This is a genomic window from Novosphingobium sp. Chol11 (assembly GCF_945870625.1).
Taxonomy (GTDB): Bacteria; Pseudomonadota; Alphaproteobacteria; order Sphingomonadales; family Sphingomonadaceae; genus Novosphingobium.
Map to the genome: position 1 here is coordinate 1 of NZ_CAMBTS010000077.1, position 15,122 is coordinate 15,122.

The 15,122-nt window shown below is 64.2% G+C and carries 20 protein-coding genes; 15 read left to right on the forward strand and 5 right to left on the reverse strand.

Annotated features, from left to right (window positions below):
* The 9 genes from thrC to Q0O40_RS11770 form a co-directional block, all read left to right on the forward strand.
* Positions 1 to 1,389: threonine synthase (gene thrC, locus Q0O40_RS11730; RefSeq protein ID WP_295529893.1), on the forward strand; the 1,389-nt coding region annotated here is incomplete at its 5' end.
* A complete protein-coding gene (locus tag Q0O40_RS11735) occupies positions 1,389 to 2,303 on the forward strand; it encodes a class I SAM-dependent methyltransferase (protein ID WP_295529896.1) in 915 nt (304 codons plus the stop codon). The genes thrC and Q0O40_RS11735, both read left to right, overlap by 1 nt.
* A 50-nt stretch (positions 2,304 to 2,353) precedes the next feature.
* Positions 2,354 to 2,728 (forward strand): dihydroneopterin aldolase, encoded by a 375-nt coding sequence (locus Q0O40_RS11740; protein WP_295529899.1) that lies wholly within the window; start codon positions 2,354 to 2,356, stop codon positions 2,726 to 2,728.
* Between the two features lie 6 nt (positions 2,729 to 2,734).
* Entirely contained in the window at positions 2,735 to 3,496 is a 762-nt protein-coding gene (locus tag Q0O40_RS11745; protein WP_295529901.1) for an SDR family oxidoreductase, read from the forward strand.
* Positions 3,493 to 4,512, forward strand: a complete 1,020-nt coding sequence (gene moaA, locus Q0O40_RS11750; protein ID WP_295529904.1) for a GTP 3',8-cyclase MoaA — start codon at positions 3,493 to 3,495, stop codon at positions 4,510 to 4,512. The genes Q0O40_RS11745 and moaA overlap by 4 nt, the downstream gene beginning before the upstream one ends.
* 30 nt (positions 4,513 to 4,542) lie before the next feature.
* On the forward strand, positions 4,543 to 4,782 hold the full coding sequence (locus tag Q0O40_RS11755) for a MoaD/ThiS family protein (protein ID WP_295529906.1): 240 nt from the start codon (positions 4,543 to 4,545) through the stop codon (positions 4,780 to 4,782).
* Between the two features lies 1 nt (position 4,783).
* On the forward strand, positions 4,784 to 5,233 hold the full coding sequence (locus Q0O40_RS11760) for a molybdenum cofactor biosynthesis protein MoaE (RefSeq protein ID WP_295529909.1): 450 nt from the start codon (positions 4,784 to 4,786) through the stop codon (positions 5,231 to 5,233).
* 74 nt (positions 5,234 to 5,307) lie between these two features.
* Positions 5,308 to 5,562: an addiction module antitoxin gene (locus tag Q0O40_RS11765; protein ID WP_295529937.1), complete on the forward strand. Its 255-nt coding sequence runs from the start codon at positions 5,308 to 5,310 to the stop codon at positions 5,560 to 5,562.
* Positions 5,559 to 5,882: a type II toxin-antitoxin system RelE/ParE family toxin gene (locus Q0O40_RS11770; protein WP_295529912.1), complete on the forward strand. Its 324-nt coding sequence runs from the start codon at positions 5,559 to 5,561 to the stop codon at positions 5,880 to 5,882. The genes Q0O40_RS11765 and Q0O40_RS11770 overlap by 4 nt, the downstream gene beginning before the upstream one ends.
* 67 nt (positions 5,883 to 5,949) lie before the next feature.
* Here Q0O40_RS11770 and Q0O40_RS11775 read toward each other — a convergent pair whose 3' ends face one another.
* Positions 5,950 to 6,513: a hypothetical protein gene (locus tag Q0O40_RS11775; protein WP_295529915.1), complete on the reverse strand. Its 564-nt coding sequence runs from the start codon at positions 6,511 to 6,513 to the stop codon at positions 5,950 to 5,952.
* Between the two features lie 246 nt (positions 6,514 to 6,759).
* On the opposite strand from Q0O40_RS11775, the gene rplU reads away from it, so the two are divergent.
* The 4 genes from rplU (at position 6,760) to Q0O40_RS11795 (ending at position 8,831) form a co-directional block, all read left to right on the forward strand.
* A complete protein-coding gene (rplU, locus tag Q0O40_RS11780) occupies positions 6,760 to 7,056 on the forward strand; it encodes a 50S ribosomal protein L21 (RefSeq protein WP_295529917.1) in 297 nt (98 codons plus the stop codon).
* Positions 7,057 to 7,095: 39 nt separating this feature from the next.
* Positions 7,096 to 7,365 carry a 50S ribosomal protein L27 gene (gene rpmA / locus Q0O40_RS11785; RefSeq protein ID WP_295529920.1) on the forward strand — a complete coding sequence of 90 codons (270 nt, stop codon included), beginning with the start codon at positions 7,096 to 7,098 and terminating at the stop codon, positions 7,363 to 7,365.
* A 257-nt stretch (positions 7,366 to 7,622) separates the two neighbouring features.
* A complete protein-coding gene (locus Q0O40_RS11790) occupies positions 7,623 to 8,144 on the forward strand; it encodes a GNAT family protein (RefSeq protein ID WP_295529923.1) in 522 nt (173 codons plus the stop codon).
* 93 nt (positions 8,145 to 8,237) lie between these two features.
* The gene (locus tag Q0O40_RS11795) at positions 8,238 to 8,831 is read left to right on the forward strand and encodes a helix-turn-helix domain-containing protein (RefSeq protein WP_295529925.1); all 594 of its coding nucleotides are present in this window, start codon (positions 8,238 to 8,240) and stop codon (positions 8,829 to 8,831) included.
* Here Q0O40_RS11795 and Q0O40_RS11800 read toward each other — a convergent pair.
* Positions 8,809 to 9,573 (reverse strand): folate-binding protein, encoded by a 765-nt coding sequence (locus tag Q0O40_RS11800; RefSeq protein ID WP_295529928.1) that lies wholly within the window; start codon positions 9,571 to 9,573, stop codon positions 8,809 to 8,811. The two genes, Q0O40_RS11795 and Q0O40_RS11800, sit on opposite strands and share 23 nt — an antisense overlap.
* Before the next feature lie 38 nt (positions 9,574 to 9,611).
* Between Q0O40_RS11800 and pyrC the strand changes: the two genes are divergently transcribed.
* Entirely contained in the window at positions 9,612 to 10,649 is a 1,038-nt protein-coding gene (gene pyrC / locus Q0O40_RS11805; RefSeq protein ID WP_295529931.1) for a dihydroorotase, read from the forward strand.
* Here the strand turns inward: pyrC and rarD are convergent.
* The gene (rarD, locus tag Q0O40_RS11810; protein WP_367183743.1) at positions 10,626 to 11,579 is read right to left on the reverse strand and encodes an EamA family transporter RarD; all 954 of its coding nucleotides are present in this window, start codon (positions 11,577 to 11,579) and stop codon (positions 10,626 to 10,628) included. The two genes, pyrC and rarD, sit on opposite strands and share 24 nt — an antisense overlap.
* A gap of 98 nt (positions 11,580 to 11,677) precedes the next feature.
* Between rarD and Q0O40_RS11815 the strand changes: the two genes are divergently transcribed.
* Positions 11,678 to 11,908 carry a hypothetical protein gene (locus tag Q0O40_RS11815; RefSeq protein WP_295529934.1) on the forward strand — a complete coding sequence of 77 codons (231 nt, stop codon included), beginning with the start codon at positions 11,678 to 11,680 and terminating at the stop codon, positions 11,906 to 11,908.
* A gap of 18 nt (positions 11,909 to 11,926) precedes the next feature.
* On the opposite strand, the gene Q0O40_RS11820 is transcribed toward Q0O40_RS11815, so the two are convergent.
* Positions 11,927 to 13,342: a succinylglutamate-semialdehyde dehydrogenase gene (locus tag Q0O40_RS11820; RefSeq protein ID WP_295529943.1), complete on the reverse strand. Its 1,416-nt coding sequence runs from the start codon at positions 13,340 to 13,342 to the stop codon at positions 11,927 to 11,929.
* A gap of 130 nt (positions 13,343 to 13,472) precedes the next feature.
* Positions 13,473 to 14,876, reverse strand: coding sequence for a protein adenylyltransferase SelO family protein (locus tag Q0O40_RS11825; protein ID WP_295529946.1), 1,404 nt, complete (start codon positions 14,874 to 14,876; stop codon positions 13,473 to 13,475).
* Positions 14,877 to 15,122 lie beyond the last annotated feature (246 nt).

Sequence of the window (15,122 nt, forward strand, 5' to 3'; positions counted from 1 at the left end):
CGCGGCCAAGCCCCTTCGCTCGATTTCGAGGGTGTGACCCTCGCCGGCCTCGCTTCGGACGGCGGGCTTTATGTGCCAGAGGCATGGCCTCGCTTTTCTGAAGGCGAGATCGCGGCAATGGCCGGGCTGCCCTATGCGCAGCTGGCGCAAAAGGTGATGCAGCCCTTTGTTGGCGATTCGCTTGCGCCCGAGCGGCTGCTCGAACTTTGCGAGCAGGCCTATGGCCGGTTTGCCCATGCGGCGGTAACGCCGCTGGTTCAGCTCGATGCGCGGCATTGGCTGCTTGAACTGTTTCATGGCCCGACCCTGGCGTTCAAGGATGTGGCGCTGCAGTTGCTCGGGCTGCTGTTCGAGGAGTTTCTCGGGCGCAGCAATGACCATCTGACGATCGTCGGCGCGACATCGGGCGATACCGGATCGGCGGCGATTGATGCGGTGGCAGGGCGCGCCAAGGTCGATATCTTCATGATCCATCCGCATGGCCGGGTGAGCGATGTGCAGCGCCGCCAGATGACGACGGTGCTCGCCCCCAATGTGCACAACATCGCGATGAGCGGCAGCTTCGATGATGCGCAGGCGATGGTGAAGCGCATGTTCAACGATGCAAGCTTAACCAGCCGGTTCGCCATAGGCGCGGTCAATTCGATCAATTGGGCGCGGCTGATGGCGCAGATCGTCTATTATTTCGCTGCTGCGCTGCAATTGGGTGCGCCTGCGCGCAAGGTGGCGTTTTCGGTGCCGACGGGCAATTTCGGCGATGTCTTTGCAGGCTATGTCGCGGCGCAGATGGGGCTGCCGGTCGAGCGGCTGATCGTGGCGACCAACGTCAACGATATCTTGCACCGCGCGCTTTCGACCGGCGATTATTCGGCCGGAACGGTGACGCCAACCGCCGCGCCCTCGATGGACATTCAGGTTTCCTCCAATTTCGAACGCCTGCTCTATGATTGCGGCGGGCGGGACGGCGCGGCGCTGGCGGCGCAGATGAAACAGTTTGAGACCACCAAGGCGATGCAATTGAGCAACGCGCAGCGCGAAGAGGCTGCCGCCTTGTTCACCAGCGTGCGCGCCGAGGCCCACGAAATGGCGCAGGCGATGCGCTGGGCGCATGAGGCTTGCGGCGAAGTGCTCGATCCGCATACGGCCATCGGCTTGCATGCGGCGCGTGCGGCGCAGGGCATTGCGGCAGACATTCCGGTCGTGACGCTGGCCACGGCGCATCCGGCCAAATTCCGCGATGCGGTGGAGCGCAGCACCGGGCTTCGGCCGTCGTTGCCGATGCGCGTTGGCGATCTGTTTGAGCGCGAGGAAGCCTGCACGCGCCTGCCGTGCGAATACGATGCCGTTGCCGGATGGATCGCTGAGCGCGCCACGCCCAGAGGCGGTTGATGGCGCAGCTGATCCTCCAGCCGCAGCTGATGGTAGGCGAAGGCTGGGATGACTTTGCGCTGCTCGATTCGGGCAATGGCCGCAAGTTTGAGCGCTATGGCGATTACCGCTTCATCCGCCCCGAGCCGCAGGCCTTGTGGCGCCCCCGGCAGAGTGTGTGGGATGCGCAAGGGGAATTCGTCCCCGGCTCGGACGAAGAAGGCGGCGGGCGCTGGCTCTATAATGGCCCGGTCCCTCGCGATGGCTGGGAGCTTGCGCGCGGCGAGGTGCGCTTCAACGCCAGCTGCACACCGTTCCGCCACCTCGGCTTCTTCCCTGATATGGCCCCGGTGTGGGACTGGATGGGCGAACAGCTGGAGGGCGGTTCGGCAGCCGCGGAAGATGGCGGCAGTTCTACGCTCAACTTGTTCGGCTACACCGGCGTCGGCTCGCTCGCCCTTTCGCGGTTCGGGCCGGTGACGCACCTTGATGCCTCCAAGAAGTCGGTGGTGCAGGCGCGGGCCAATGCGGCGCTATCGGGAATGGAAGATCGGCCGATCCGCTGGATTGTCGATGATGCGGTGAAGTTTGCCGCGCGCGAGGTGCGGCGCGAAAAGCGCTATGATGGCATCATCCTTGATCCGCCCAAGTTTGGCCGGGGGCCGGAGGGCGAAGTTTGGCGGCTGGAGGAGGGTTTGCCGGGCCTGATCGCCGATTGCGCGCGGTTGCTCGATGCGCAGAGCCGATTCCTGTTCCTCACGGTTTACGCGGTGCGCATGTCGAGCCTGGCGCTGGCCGGGCTGCTGCATGAGGCGCTGGCGCATCTGCCCGGGGTGATCGAGCACGGCGATCTGGCGATCCGCGAGGAGGCCGAAGATGGCAGGCTGCTTCCAACCGCGATCTTTGCTCGCTGGCACAATCGGCTGGCGGCATAAGGGCGTGTGATAGTGGACATTATCGCCCCTGAGTGCCAGAGGCTCGCACCGTGATTGACACCCTTCTCCTCGAAGTCGCCAACATCGAAACCGACGTCCTGACCGGGATTTACTCGGAAGAGACCGGTCGCCCGCAACCGCTGCGGATTTCGATTTCGGTGGAGCTGATGCCGCAGCCGCATTTTTCGCCTGATTGCCCGCTCAGCGCGAGCAAGAACTACATGGATCTCAAATTTGCGGCAACCGACGGCTTGCCCAAGGACGTGCACTTCATGCTGATCGAATCGGTGGGTGACCACATCTGCGAAACGTTGTTTCTGCAAGATGCCCGCATCAACCGCGTTACGGTCAAGATCGTGAAGTTGGCGATCAGCGAGAACGGCGAGGAGATCGGCATGACCCTCTCCCGCCAGCGGCGCGGCTAAACCGCGATGAGCCCGCGCCCACTTGCGTTGGTTACAGGCGGCTGGCGGCGTGTCGGCGCGGCGATCGCGCGCAAGCTGGCCGGCGAGGGGTGGGATCTGGCGTTGCATGCGCACCGCGCTGCCTCGTTCGATGCGGCGTTTGCTGCCGAGTTGCAGGCACTGGGTGCGCAAGTGTTTGCGCTGGAAACCGAACTTGCCGATCCGGCCCGCGCATCGCGGCTTCCCGCTGAAGCGGCGGCAATGGCAGGCCGCGCGCCGTCGCTGCTGGTCAATTGCGCTTCGGCGTTTGCCGAGGACACGATCGCTACCGTGACGGCCGAAGAGCTTGAGCAGCATTTTGGCGTCAACCTGTTCGCACCGGTGCTGTTGTCGCGCGCTATGGCCGAAGCGCTGGGCGATGCGCATGGAGTGATCATCCATGTTCTCGATCAGCGGGTGGTGAACCCGGTGCCCGACCAGCTCAGCTATACGCTGTCCAAGCAGGCGCTGCATGCTGCCGTGCGCACGCTCTCGCGGGCGATGGCGCCGCGCCTGCGGGTGAATGGCGTGGCCCCCGGGCTCACTTTGCCGACGGCGGATTATGATGCGGCGCAATGGCAGCGGCTGGCCGGGCTGATGCCGCTCGGTGCCCTGCCGAAACCCGATGATATTGCGGATGCTGTCGTTTATCTGGCGAGTGCCCGTTCGGTGACGGGACAGACTATCTTTGTAGATGGGGGCGCGCATCTTGAATCTTATGCGCGAGACTTCGTATACCTATCCAAATGACCAACGCGCCTCTTGTCGATCGCTTTGCCCGGCGAATCACCTATCTGCGGCTGTCGGTGACCGATCGCTGCGATTTGCGCTGCACCTATTGCATGCCGGAACGGATGGAGTTTCTGCCCCGCGCCGATGTGCTCAGTCTTGAGGAGCTTCAGCAGGTCGTACGCGCGTTCATTGCGCGCGGCGTGACTAAGATCCGGCTGACCGGCGGCGAACCGCTGGTGCGGCGGGACATGATCGATCTGGTGCGCGCGCTGGGCCGCGAGCTTGGGCCCAAGGCTGTTGACGGCAGCGGCCTCGAGGAACTGACGCTGACCACCAACGGGACCCGGCTGGCGCTGTTTGCCGATGATCTGGCAGCAGCCGGCATCCGCCGCATCAATGTGTCGCTCGATACGCTCGACCGCGCGCGCTTCGCCAGCCTTGCCCGGCGCGACAGCCTGCCGCAAGTGCTGGAGGGGATCGCAGCGGCCAAGGCGGCGGGCCTCAAGGTCAAGATTAACACCGTCGCGCTCAAGGGCATCAACGAGCACGAGATCCCCGATCTGATCGCGTGGGCGCATGGACAAGGCCATGAGATCACGCTGATCGAGGTGATGCCGCTGGGCGAGGTCGAGGGCGACCGGTTTGATCACTATCTGCCGCTCGATGCAGTGCGGCGCGCGCTGGAAAGCCGCTGGACTTTGAGCACCAGCGATGCGCGCAGCGGCGGACCGGCGCGCTATGTCGATGTGGCCGAAACCGGCGGGCGGCTGGGTTTCATCACCCCGCTCACCAGCAATTTCTGCGAAGGGTGCAACCGCGTGCGCCTGACCGCGACGGGCCAGTTGTTCATGTGTCTGGGCGGCGAGGCGCAAGTTGATCTGCGCGCCGCGCTGCGCGGACCCGATCCCGAAGCAGCGATGGCCGATGCCTTCGCCCGGGCCATGGGCGACAAGCCGGAGCGGCACAACTTCGTGATCGACCGCGCGGGCGCTGCGCCGGCCTTGCCCCGGCACATGTCGATGACGGGTGGCTGAAATGACCGTGAGCGGCGATCGGCGGCTGCGATGACCGCCAGGCTGGTGTTTTTGGGTCGTCTCGAAGATCTTGCCGGGGTGCCCGAAATGGATGTCGAACCGGGCATGCTGGCGACGGTCCTGACCAAGCTTGACCCCGCGCTGGCGGTCGAATTGCTGAGCGAGCGCGTTCGCCTCGCGCTCAATGGGCGGCTGCTGGGCGAGGCGGGGGATGTGGTGCTTGCCGCTGGCGACGAGCTGGCGTTCCTGCCGCCGGTGAGCGGAGGCTGATTTGGCCGATGTGCGCATCACCGAAACCGGGTTCGATCCGCTTGCCGAACTCGCCCGGTTCAATGCCGCGCATCGCAGCGCGGGCGGAATTGTGAGCTTCCTTGGGCAAGTGCGCGAGGAATCGGGTGACGTCGAGGCGCTGGAACTGCGCCAATATGCAGCGATGACCTTGCCCGGCATGACCGCGCTGGCGCAGATGACCGAGCGGCGCTGGCCGCTGATCGGGCTGCTGTTGCTGCATCGTTACGGTGTGATGCATCCCGGCGATCCGATCGTGCTGGTCGCCGCTGCTGCGCGCCATCGCCGCGATGCTTTCGAAGCGGCCGATTTCGCGATGGACCACCTCAAGAGCGAAAGCTGGTTCTGGAAGCGCGAAAAGACCGCTGGCGGCTGGCGCTGGGTCGAACCGCGCAGCGGCGATCATGCCGATTTGGCGCGGTGGCGCGCGTAGCTGGGTACACTTGACGCTGTAGTCATATTTCCGCATATGGTGGACAGCGCGGCGAGGGCTTTTGAATGTCCATTATGACTCTCAATGTTCGTGTCACCGGACCACTGGGTGATTTTGTGGCCGCCAATGTCGGCGCTTCGGGCAGCTATGAAAATGTCAGCGAATATGTCCGCGATCTGATCCGCAAAGACATGGAGCGGGCCGAACAGCAGCAGTTCGAGCGCTTGAAGGCCGAACTTGGCGCTGCTTTCGCGGCGCCTGACGCCAGCTATGTCCCCTTGACTGCCAGCGAAGTGATCGCACGCAACGCTAACCGCCGCAGCGCGTGAGCGGATATCGGGTCCAGCGCGCTGCTGATGATCGGCTCGATGAAATCTATGTCTACACCCGCGACCATTGGGGCGAGGCGAAGGCCGAGCGCTACATCACTGGCCTGTTCGCACGCTTTGAAGCGATCGCGGCGCGAGAATTTCTATGGCGCGCCATTCCGGCAGAATTCGCAGTGGGCGGGTACTTCTGCCGATACGAGCAGCATGTCATTCATTGGAAAATTCTTGGCGATGGGACGGTGGGTATCGTGACCGTGCTCCACGAGCGGATGCATCAGATCGAGCGATTGAAGGACGATCTAGGGCAAAAGCTGAGATGACCGATGATGAATGCTCAGCGATGGCAAGACCAGAAACGACGTGCGCGTGACAGGCCGCGGAAGCGGATTAGATTTCGTTTCTGTCGCGCAATTCCGCGATGACGCTATCTTCCTCGCTCAGTAGCCGCTGAACCTCGGCATGCGCTGATCTGACCAGCGCCAGATCCGCGTCATCGCCGTTCACCGCCGCCTCACTCGCCGCGATCAGCAAACGATCGAGATCGGCCATCGAGATCATGCCTTCGCTGCGCGCCGAATCGAGCCCGGCCAGCGCCACTTGCGCCGCCGACCAGGCCTCGCTGCCAGGCTTGGCACCGCGCGCGGCGGCGGCGAGCCGCGTGGCAGCGCTTTGCCGGGCGGCGAAGGCGCGGTGCGCTTCTTGCGCCCGTTCGCGCAAGGCGCTCACCCGCGCGGCGAGCCCGGCGCTTGCTGGCAGCGGTTCGAGTAGAGCGCTAGTGCCGGTGTTGGCTGTTACGGGCAGCGCGGTGCCATACTGACGCTCGGCCGCGCGCCGTTCAAGCGAGGGAAAGCGCGACCGATTGGCCGAGGCGCAGCCGCCGAGCGCGAGCAGCGCGATAGCGAGCACCGGGATTGCGGAACGAGCGGACAGCAGGCTAGATAAGATGCGCATAGCGCCGCCATAGCACGGCATTAGCGCGTCGCCAGAGTCCAGACGCCGCAGGGGGCCGTTTGCTGAGCTCGCCATTTTCTGGCGAGCGGCGTTGACATGAAGCGGATGTTCGCCTAACCACCTCCTTCTTTCCGGGACCTCGCAATCGTGCGGGAACCGGCGCTGTTTGCGTTGTCCTGATTCGCGCGATGTCGCGGATGAAGCAATGCTGGGCAGTTTGGCTTTTGAAACGGATAGCAGGAAACCATGTTCGCAATCGTGCGCACGGGCGGCAAGCAATACAGGGTCGCCGCCGGAGACAAGATCGCCGTTGAAAAACTGGCTGGTGAGGCCGGTGATACGATCACCCTGAGCGACGTGTTGCTCGCCGGCAGCGAGGGCGCACTTGCGGACGCTTCGGCAATAACCGTATCGGCGGAAATCATCGCGCAGGCGAAGTCTGAAAAGGTGATCGTTTTCAAGAAGCGTCGCCGTCATAATTATCGCCGCAAGAATGGTCATCGCCAGCAGATGACCCTGCTGCGCATCCTGTCCGTCGCCTGAGTCGCACGGTTTTTGGGCAAAGTTTCGGAGTAACTTGAGATGGCACATAAAAAAGCAGGCGGCTCTTCGCGCAATGGTCGCGATTCGGCCGGCCGCCGCCTTGGCGTCAAGAAATTCGGCAGCCAGCATGTGATTGGCGGCAACATCATCATTCGTCAGCGCGGCACGCGGGTTTATCCCGGCGCCAACGTTGGCATGGGCAAGGATCACACCTTGTTCGCGCTCGCCGAAGGCCGCGTGCGATTTCATTCGGGCAAGCTTGGCCGGAGCTATGTCTCGGTCGATGCGATGGCCGAAGCCGCCGAATAACGAGGCAGCCGATAAAGGGCTGTCCTGAGAGGGATGGCCCAGCATGTAAGTGATGGTGTCGGCCCGTGATGGGCCGGCAAACCGAGGGGGAGGGCCTAGCCCGTCTCCCTTTTTTGTTGCCCCCCTCATCGCCGCAAACTTGCGACGCGAATTCGCCCCGGAATGTCTCAGTTCCGAGTCAATTCGCCCAAAACGCCATGCGTCCGTCACGGCTTCAGGCTAAAGGCCGGGCGGCAGGGCGGCTGAGGAGACGATGCATGTTCATACGCACAGAAAGACTGTTCCTGCGGCCCGGTTGGCCCGAAGAACGCGCCGAGCTGGCGGCATTAATTTCGGGAATTCATGGCCTGAGCGATGATGCGCGCGCGCGCATTGAATCGCAGCCAAGCGAGATGTTCCCGCAATTCTGCATCACTGTGCCCGGGGAGAAAGGTGCGCAACTGATCGGGGGGATCGAGCTGGTTGATGCAGCAGGCGCTGGTTCGCTTGCGTTCTGGATTGCGCAGCCATTCCGAGGTCAGGGATTTGCGACCGAGGCGGTGCGCGCGGTGCTGAATCTGGCCCGCACGCTGGGCCATCGCCGCATTGTTGGCTGGCACTTTGTTGATGATGCAGCTTCCGGACGGGTGCTCGGCAAGACTGGATTTTCCTCTACCGGGCATATCCGGATGTGCCTCAATCCGGCGCGCGGCGGCGGCGAACCCGCGCTGGTCCATGCGGTGGAGCTGGGCGCAGACGGCACTATCGCAGATCCCGATGCCATGAAGTGCGCGGCCTAATCGGCTTTGCTTGCCCCTACGCCGCGTGCGTTCTAATAGGCGGAAGAGCGGCGCTTTTGCTATGCGCGCCGCGATCCGGAATATCTTGCACACGTGTCAATTCGTAAACGTCTCAGCCCCGAAGAAAGCCGGATCACGGCATTGGAAGCCGCCCGCGGATTGCTGATTGAGGCAGGGCCGCAAGCGGTCACGCTCAAGGCGGTTGCCGGGCGGATCGGACGCACACATGCCAATTTGCTGCATCACTTCGGCTCGGCCTCAGGCCTTCAGCGCGAACTGGCGCGGCATCTGGCGGAAACCGTTTGCGCGACAATCCGCGAGGCAGTGATTGCCAGCCGTTCGGGCATCGGCTCTCCGCGCGATGTGGTCGATCTCACCTTCGATGCGTTCGACAAGGAGGGCGCCGGAGCGCTGGCATCGTGGATGATCGTTTCGGGCAATGAAGATGCGCTCGATCCCATCGTCGATGCGGTGCACGATCTGGTGATCGATCTCGATGAATTCGGCAGCGGCACCCAGCGTACCACCACGCTGGCGCTCACCTTGATGGCGCTGGGCGATGCCCTGCTGGGCGGCCCGCTGAGTGTCGCGCTTGAACTGCCGCGTGAGGCCGCGCGTGGCCGGGCAGAGCAAATGCTCGTCGAAGGCCTGCTGAACGCGGGGATTACTCCGGTTCAGCCTCAATAACCGGCAGCCAAGCGGGCCGCGACGCGGGATTGATCGCCTCCACCCGCAAATGATCGACGGCAAGGCCCAGAGCCGGATAAGCGGCGCGCTGCCGCGCCGGGTCTGATTGGTGCAAGGGGACCACCATCAACCGGCGGTTGACCTTTTGCCGCCAGTTCATCCGCGCGGTGTTTTCCTGGCCGACATAACAGCCTTTGGTGAAGCTCACGCCGTGAAGCTCGGCGGCATTGCATTCGAGCCACAGCGTCTGATCGCTGCCGAGCTCCGCCAACCCTTCGCTCACGCCATGCGCGAGGCGGCGCTCCTGCCATTCCGTGTCAGCAGGCGCGTCATCAGCACCAACGGGTGCCAGCCAGCGCCGTCCCAATGCCGCAAGCCGCGGGTCGGGCGTGCCCGCTGCGTCTGCTGCGGCGGACCAGAACACGCCAAGGTCGGGGATGCGGCTGATCGCGATTTTGCGGCGCAGGCGGTACATCGACAGGCGTTTGACCAGCGCATCGGCCTGCGCGGCCTCGCAATCGAGCAGCAGCGCATCGCCTTCCGCCTCTGGCCAGACAAGAAAATCGAACAGCGCCTTGCCTTGCGGGCTGAGCAAGGCGGCCCAGACCGGCAAGGGGCCGGTCATGTCGTTGGTGACAAGGCCTTGCAGGAACCCGGCCACATCTTCTTGAGGATCGAGCGGGGCAACGCGGATGAGTGCGCGCGTGAACAGGCGGGTGGCAAACAGGCGGGGTGCGGTCATAGGTGACAGATAGGGGGCGATTTGCTTAAGGGAAAGCCATGACAACGACGCTCACCATCCGCCGCCCCGATGATTGGCATGTTCATTTGCGCGATGGCGCGCTGCTGGCGGGGATCGTGCCGCACACCGCGCGCCAGTTTGCCCGCGCGATTGTGATGCCCAACCTCTCGCCGCCGATGACCGACGCGGCAGGCGTGCTCGCCTACCGCGCGCGGATCTTGGCTGCTGTGCCATCAGACCTCGAATTCGAGCCGCTGATGACGCTTTATCTCACCGACGAGACCGATGCGGATCAAGTGGCGCGCGGCTATGCCGAGCGCGCTTACGTCGCGGCCAAGCTCTATCCTGCGCATGCGACCACCGGTTCGGCGCGCGGGGTGACCGATGTGGCGCGGATCATGCCGGTGCTGGAGCGGATGCAGGCGATCGGCATGCCGCTGCTGATCCACGGCGAAGTGACCGAGGCTCATATCGACATTTTTGACCGCGAGGCGGTGTTCATCGAACGCACCCTGGCCCCGCTGGTGGCGGCGCTGCCCGCATTGAAAGTGGTGTTTGAGCACGTGACAACGCGGGAAGCGGTGCAGTTCGTGATGGACGCCGGTGCCCAAGTAGCGGCGACGATCACGCCGCAGCATCTTCACATCAATCGCAACGCGATGTTCCTCGGCGGCATCCGTCCGCATGCCTATTGCCTGCCAGTGGCCAAGCGCGAGGAGCACCGGCTGGCGCTGCGCGCTGCGGCGACATCGGGCAACCCAAAGTTCTTCCTTGGCAGCGACAGCGCGCCGCATGATCGCCGCTTGAAGGAAGCAGCGTGCGGCTGCGCGGGCATCTTCAACGCCCCGTTTGCGCTCGAAAGCTATCTGGCGGTGTTCGAGGAAGAAGCCGCGCTTGCCCGGTTCGAAGGCTTTGCCAGCGAGCACGGACCGCGCTTCTACGGGCTGCCGCTCAATGCGGGGACCGTCACGTTCGAGAAAGCGGCGGTGAAAGTGCCGGAAGTGATTCAGGCAGACGACACCGCGCTGGTGCCGTTCCACGCCGGCGAGACGCTAAACTGGCGCCTTCTGTCCTGAACCAGAGAAGCCCGAGCGCCGCAGCATATCCCAGCTGAACAGCGCAATGGCGATCCAGATCAGCACAAAGCAGGTCAGCCGCACCGCATCGAGCGGTTCGTGAAAAACGAAGTGACCAAGAACAAACACAATCGTCGGCGCGATGAACTGGATGAAGCCCAACACCGAAAGATCGAGCTTGCGCGCCGCGACCGCAAACAGCAGCAATGGCACCGCAGTGAGCACACCGCTGCCAAACAGCAAGGCGACAACGGCTGGCCCCCCGGCAATGCTCGATCCGGCGGGCAACCTCGCAAGCCATAGGCAAACCCCGATGGCAGGCAGGATCAGCAGGCTTGTCTCGATCGTGAGGCCGGGTACCGACCCGACAGGGGTTAGTTTGCGCACCAGGCCGTAGAGCGCAAAGCTCGCCGCCATCGAGAGCGCAACGCCAAAGACGTCGGCCGCGCCATAGAGCAGCAGACCGATGCCCATCGCTGCAATGCCTACCGCCAGCCATTGCACCCGGTTGAGCCGCTCACCGAGAAAGACGGTGCCCAGCAGCACATTGAGCAGCGGACATATATAATAACCGAGGCTGGCCGCCAAAACATGGCCGTTGTTGATCGCGTTGGTATAGAGGAGCCAGTTGCCGCCGATCAGCAGCGCGCTCATGCACAAGTTGAGCAGCACGCGGCGGTTCGCCAGCGCAGCGGCCAGATCGCCCCACTGGCGGCGCGCGTGGATGAAGATCAGGCACAGCGGCAGGGTGAAGATGATCCGCCAGCCGACCAGTTCCAGCGCGGGCACGAAACTCAGCTTTTTGAGATAGAGCGGCAGAAAGCCCCAGATCAGATACGTGGCGATCGCCGTAGCGAGGCCGCCGCCGCTGTCGCCAGCGATGCTCTTGCCGGCGCTGCTTGAGTCCGGGATGCGGTTTGCCATGGTCATGCCCGCGCCTTGGCAGGCCCGGGGGCGGGGGCCAAGCAGCAATTGCTACGCCAGCGGCGCTTACGCGGTCTTAACCACAGTGGCCGCATGAGCCGATCATGGAGTCTTGTCGCCTCGCCCTGCTGCTTGCCGTGTTCAGCCTTGCCGCTTGCGCCCAGCCTGCGAGCGAGCAAGGCGGCGACACTGACCCGGCGATGACCGAGGCGATTGAAGGACAACTGATGGTCGATCCGGATTTGACGCAGCAGAACATGGGCAATCTGGGCGCGGTGCCCGCTGGCCCGGTTGATCCGGCGCTGCCTTTGCCTGATGCCAGCCAGCCGCGCTGAGCGGCTGAGCCTGCCTCGTCAATCGTCGCGCAGGCCAATGCCGATGCCCAGACGCGGCTGATTCAGCTCAATCGACGCGACCGGATAGGCACACGAATCCGCCGCATAGAACGCGGCTGGCCGATGGTTTCCCGAAAGCCCGACGCCGCCGATCGGTGCCGCTGCCGAAGGATTGATCGTGGGCCGGTTCCAGTTGATCACACCCGCGCGGACATTGGCCCAGAAGCGATTGTAGTGTTCGGGGGTGCCGCCCACGAGAGCGGCGACCAGCCCGAAGCGGGTTGCGTTGGCCTCGGCAATCGCCTCGTCGAAATCATCGACGCGGACCACTTGCACGAGCGGGCCGAACAATTCGATATCGGGGCGCTCGGCCACTTTGGTCACATCGATGATCGCCGGGCTAAGGAACGGGAGATCCTCGTTCAGCCGCACCATGTGCTTGATCGCGCGCCCGCCGCTCGAAAGCAGATAGACAAAGCTTTCGGTCAGGCCATCGGCGGTCTGGTTGTCGATCACCGGGCCCATGAAGGGCGATGGATCATCGAACGGCGCGCCGACGATGATCCGGTCCGCCAACCGCTTTACCTGCTCGATCAGCCCGTCATAAAGGCTGGATTTGACGATTAGCCGCCGCGCCGCCGTGCACCGCTGGCCAGCGCCAGTGAAGGCCGATTGCACCACGATGGCAGCGGCGTCGGCAATTTTTGGGGTGTCCCACACCACCAGCGGATTATTGCCGCCCATTTCCAGCGCCACGATCTTGCCCGGATTGGCCGCCAGCTTGCGGTTGATCGCAATCCCGGCATGGCTTGAGCCGGTGAACAGCACGCCGTCGATGCCATCGTGCGCGACCAGCGCCTGGCCATGCGCCGGTCCGCCGATCAGCACTTGCAGCGCCGCTGCAGAGACTCCCGCCCGGTGAAAGCAGCGCGCCAGCAGCTCGCCGCTCGCGGGCGCTTTTTCGGAGGGTTTGAACACCACCACGTTGCCCGCGATCAGCGCTGGCACAATATGGCCGCACGGCAGGTCGGCCGGCATGTTGTAGGGCCCCAGCACCGCTAGCACGCCGTGTGGCTTGTGGCGCACCGAGGCAACGCCGCTCAGGCCGTTGTCGTGCTTGCGTTGTGAAGTGCGGTCGGCATAGGCGCGCACCGATATCTCGACCCTCGCCACCACGCTTTCAACCTCGCCGCGTGCCTCCCACATCGGCTTGCCGGTTTCGCGCGCGATCATCGTGGCGAGCTTGTCGGCTTCCTTGCGCACTTCGTTGGCAAAACGGCGGATCAGCTCGATCCGGGTCGAATGGGGCTGCGCCGCCCACGCCGGCCAAGCCCGCCGCGCGCGCGCCACGCATTCGTCCACATCGCCAACCTTGCCGCGCCACAATTCAGCGCCGGTGGCAGGCTCGAAAGAGACGATCTCGCCGATGGGCACGGTAACTTGTTTGATCCTCTGGCGGTTCGGGTTGCGCTTCGTATCGGTGCGGCCCGGTATTATTGTCACCACTTAGTAAAATAACAGGCATCAAGCCAGTGGTGCGCGCCGCATTTTTCGCAAAGTAATGTCAGGCATGGCCAAAGGGCGGCGGCGGCTTGCCGTGCGCTTCGCCCATCCGGCGCAGCGCCGCGACCTTGGCCTCGAACGCGGACCAGTCATCATGCTCCGCGATGGGTGCCCAGATCGCCTCAACTTCATCGATCAGCAGCGATTGCGGCGCGGCATCATCCCAATAGGCGTGGGCATCTACCGCTGCTTCATAGGGGGCGAGCGCCATACCGAGCGGGCTCTCGGGGTCGGCGATGCGTGCGCCTTTCCGATGGCCGCGATGCGCAAAGAAAAACGCATCGGGACCTTGGCCATTTTCGATCATGGCCTGCTCGCAGGCCGCGATCAGCCTGGCGTCATCCTCGCCTCCGCGCGGCACCACGCCAAGCCGCCAGCACCAGCGCCGGGCCGCCGCATCGTGATAGAGCGCGGGAAAGCGTTCGAGCGCGGCGATCAGCGGCGGCGCTTCTTCGATGGTGCGCAGCGCAACCGCCAGCTGGCCGCAGTTCCAGTTGATCGCTTCGGCCTGTCGGCCAAAAGCGTAAAGCCCCGAATGGTCGAAATAGGCAGCGGTAAAGCTGCTGTCCCAGCGCGGCAGCCAGCGCCACGGGCCATAATCGAAGCTTTCGCCGGTCACGTTCATGTTGTCGGTATTGAGCACGCCGTGGACAAACCCTGCGACCACATAACTGGCCGCCATGTCGGCCATGCGCTCGACCACCTGATGCAGCAGGCGCGCGGCCGGGCTTAGATCGGCCGCATGGTCGCCGCCGGGGAAGTTGGTCAGGCAATAATCGACCAGCTGCGCCATTTCAGCGGCGGCTTCTAGCGCTGCGAGCCGCTGGAATGTGCCAAAGCGGATATGCCCATGGCTCAGCCGCACGAGCACGGCGGCGCGCGTGGGCGAAGGCTCGTCGCCGCGCCACAGCGCCTCGCCGGTTTCGATGACCGAGAACGTGCGGCTGGTGTTCACCCCCAGCGCGCCGAGCATCTCGGTGGCCAGCACCTCGCGTACTGCGCCTTTCAGCGTCAATCGCCCATCACCTTGGCGGCTCCACGGGGTCTGGCCCGAACCTTTGGTGCCCAGATCCATCAGCCGCCCGCGCGCATCGAGCATCTGCGCGTAGAGAAACCCGCGACCATCGCCAATCTCGGGGTTGTAAACGCGGAACTGGTGCCCGTGATAGCGCAGCGCGAGCGGCTGCGGCAGATTGCCGTCCAGCGGTTCGAACCGGCCCATGAGCCGCAGCCACGCTTCATCGGTCAGATCGGCGAGCCCGACTTCGGCCGCCGCCCGGTCGTTGCGGAAGCGCAGGATGGTCTCGGGAAAGTCTGCCGGGCGAACCGGGTCGCCAAGCCAAGGGGCGAGCGTGGCAAGGCGCGGAGCCGGGCGGTAGATCGTATCTTGCGGGAATGGCTGCATCACGCAATAGTGGCGATCGAGGCGGCGCTGCGCAAGCGTGCGGCCTTGCCAATCGGCGGTTTTGCCGCCACCCGGCATATGTCTTACCAATATCAAGGGCAGGATTTCGCGCCATGACGCAGTTTGAGGATCGCAGCTGGGCAAGCCGCGACGGGCTGCGGCTGCATTTCCGGGACTATCCATGTACCGGGCCAAGCTCCGGCGCTAGCGCAGATAGCCGCCCGCCGCTGCTGTGCCTCCACGGGC